Consider the following 2,973-nt stretch of genomic DNA (forward strand, 5'->3'; position numbering starts at 1 on the left):
CGGCTGGCGGTCTGCGACACGAAGCTCTGCAACGAGCAGGGCCAGGCGGTCCAGTTGAACGGCATGAGCTCGCACGGCACCCAGTGGTACGAGCAGTGCCTCACCGACGGCTCCCTCGACGCGCTGGCGCAGGACTGGGACGCGGACGTGCTGCGCGTGTCCACGTACGTCCAGGAAGACGGCTACGAGACCGACCCCGAGCGGTTCACCGCCCTCGCCCAGCGCGTCGTCGACCAGGCCGTCGAGCGCGGCATGTACGCCGTCATCGACTGGCACATGCTCAGCCCGGGCGACCCCAACGCCAACACCGACCTCGCCAAGCGCTTCTTCACCGACATGGCGACCCGGTACGCGGACCAGCCCAACGTCTTCTACGAGATAGCCAACGAGCCCAACGGCGTCGGCTGGGGCGCGGTCAAGTCGTACGCCGAGGAGATCATCCCCGTCGTCCGGCAGCACGACCCCGACGGAGTCGTCCTCGTCGGCACCCGCGCCTGGTCCTCCTTCGGCGTCTCGGACGGCGCGGACGAGCGCGAGGTGATCGACAACCCGGTCGACGCCGCCAACATCATGTACACCTTCCACTTCTACGCCGCCTCGCACGGGGACGAGTACCTGCAGACGCTCTCCCGCGCCGCCGACGAACTCCCGGTGTTCGTCACCGAGTTCGGCACCCAGAACTACGCGGGCGAGGGCGCGAACGACTTCGCGATGTCGCAGCGGTACCTCGACCTCATGAAGGAGAAGGGCATCTCCTGGACCAACTGGAACTTCTCCGACGACTTCCGCTCGGGCGCGGTGTTCAAGGAGGGCACCTGCGGCGGGAGCGAGTGGACGGGCACCGGTGTCCTGAAGGAGGCCGGCGTCTGGATCCGGGAGCGCATCAAGGAGTGACGGAGTGAGCGCGCGGCGAGCGCGCGACGACCGCGGGACCGGCCCGGTGCGGGCCGGTCCCGCGGCCTTTCCCCACCTGCGGGCCGGCCGAGCCGTCAGCCGACGTTGATGTTGGAGCTGCCGCTGCTCTGGTAGCCCTCGGTCGCCATGATCATGTAGTAGCTGAAGTTGCCGAGTTGCATCCCGGCCCGCGACCAGGCGTCGAAGTGCGCCCCGGTGTTGATCGTGCCGCCCGCCCGCTTCGACCTGTTGACGCTCCAGAACTGCGGGAAGGTCTTGGTGCCCTCGACGGACGGGGCGTTGTAGCGCATCGTCCGGTAGATGTCGTACGTCACGCCGTCGCTGCTGACCGAGCCCCGGTTCTCGCCGGTGGGCCGGTAGGTGCCGTAGCTGTCGACGATGTAGTACTCGACGAGCGGGTTCGAGGTCCAGCCGTAGAGGCACAGGTAGCCGTTGCCGGAGGGGCTGAAGCTGCCGGAGTAGCCGACGTTGCGGCGGCTGCCGTTGCTCCAGCCCTTGCCGCAGACGAAGTTGCCGGTGTTGCGCCACGAGGTGCTGTAGTTGCCGCCGTTGCCGAGCGTCATCGAGACCGTGCCCTGCGCGTCGGTCCAGAACGAGTAGTAGTACCCGTTGTGGTTCCCGGTCTGGTTGGTCGTGATGGTCTGCGCGTGCGCGACTCCCGCGGGCAGGAGCGTCGCCGCGGACGCGCCGAGGGCGACCGCGCCGGCGCGGCCGACGAACTGTCTGCGGCTCACGCCGTGGGGGGTGCCGTTCGTTTTCATTCTTCCTCCTCGTGGCGGCAGGCACGGCGTGCCTGCCGCCGGGCCAGGGTGGCGCCGAACGGGTCGTGCGTCAGTGTTGGACCGCCGGGAGGGAGTGTCAACAGTTTCGACGTTGATTCCGAAACATTGCTGCGAGGTGTCGTCGGGGCTGGCAAGTATCCGTGCAGTTCAGGGTGTTGTGAGCGAGGGAGGTGTAACGCAGAGCTATGGGCGACGCGTTGTGAAGATCCCGCTCACGGAGTACTGGTTCGAAAGTTTCGGATGATCACTTGACCAGGTCGTGGCGGCCGAGGAGGCGGAACGCCCCGTCCCGGGCCTCGTAGAGAAAGGCGGCCTTGACCGGGTCGAGGAGGTACACCAGACCACTGGTGGAGCGGAGCGGTTTCGCGACGCCCGTGTACTCCAGCCCGATCATCCGCTCGGCGACCTGACCGCGCACGATGTCGGCGCCGCCGCCCAGCGCGTCGAGGGCGGCTGCGATCAGGTTCACGGCGTCGTACGCCTCGACGGCCCACCGCGGCGGCGTCCCGTCGAAGCGTTCGCGGTACGCGGCCGTGAAGGCGCGGGCCGCCTTGGACTTCTCCTGCTCCGCCGCCGTGTACGGCGCGCCGAACACCCAGCCCTCGGCCGCCGCGCCCGCCGCGCGCAGGAACGCCGGGCGCATGACCGGCTCGTACGACGCCCGCGGGCCCGCGAAGCCCGCTTTCGCGACCGCGCGTGCGCACGCTGCCGCGCGCTCCGGGGAGGTGCCGGCGTAGACGACCGCCTCGGGGCGCGTCGCGACCGCTTCGGCGACGGCCGCGTCGAAGCCGTTCGAGGCCGCCACCGGGTGAAAGCTGATCTCGCCCTCGCTGGGCGGCGCTTCGCGCAGGGAGTTCACGATTCCCCGGACCGCGGCGCTCCCGGCCCGGTCCTCCAGCACGGCGGTGCGCACCACACCGTGCACCCGGGTCAGATAGTCGAGGATCGGATGCTGGTGGAGCGCACCCGCCAGCCTGGTGGAGACGAGCGAGGGGACGTCGCTGGTCTCCACCCCGGCGGCCTCGGTGTCGACCGACACGTCCACGGCCGCCATCGACTCCTCCCCGTACAGCGGCACCGCGGCGCGCAGCGTCTCGACCGTCGTCGGGCCGAGCACCGCGCGGACGGCGCGCTCGCGCAGCACCCGGCGCGCCACGTCCCGGGCCCGGCCGGGCTCCCCGCCGTCGTCGTACGGGACGAGGGAGAGCCGGAAGCGCACGTCGTCGCGGGCGTTGTGCCGCGCCACGGCGAGCCGGGCACCGCGCTCCTGGGCGAC

At 70.3% G+C, this 2,973-nt stretch carries 3 protein-coding genes; 1 reads left to right on the forward strand and 2 read right to left on the reverse strand.

From position 1 onward, the window contains the following. Positions 1 to 894: glycoside hydrolase family 5 protein (locus H5J30_RS24725; protein WP_181789567.1), on the forward strand; the 894-nt coding region annotated here is incomplete at its 5' end. Positions 895 to 989: 95 nt separating this feature from the next. On the opposite strand, the gene xynA is transcribed toward H5J30_RS24725, so the two are convergent. Further along, on the reverse strand, positions 990 to 1,676 hold the full coding sequence (xynA, locus tag H5J30_RS24730) for an endo-1,4-beta-xylanase XynA (RefSeq protein ID WP_181789568.1): 687 nt from the start codon (positions 1,674 to 1,676) through the stop codon (positions 990 to 992). Positions 1,677 to 1,941: 265 nt separating this feature from the next. Beyond that, a partial coding sequence (locus tag H5J30_RS24735; RefSeq protein WP_181789569.1) for an ABC transporter substrate-binding protein occupies positions 1,942 to 2,973 on the reverse strand: 1,032 nt, incomplete at its 5' end.

It is taken from the genome of Streptomyces phytophilus, from assembly GCF_013870535.1.
Taxonomy (GTDB): domain Bacteria; phylum Actinomycetota; class Actinomycetes; order Streptomycetales; family Streptomycetaceae; genus Streptomyces; species Streptomyces phytophilus.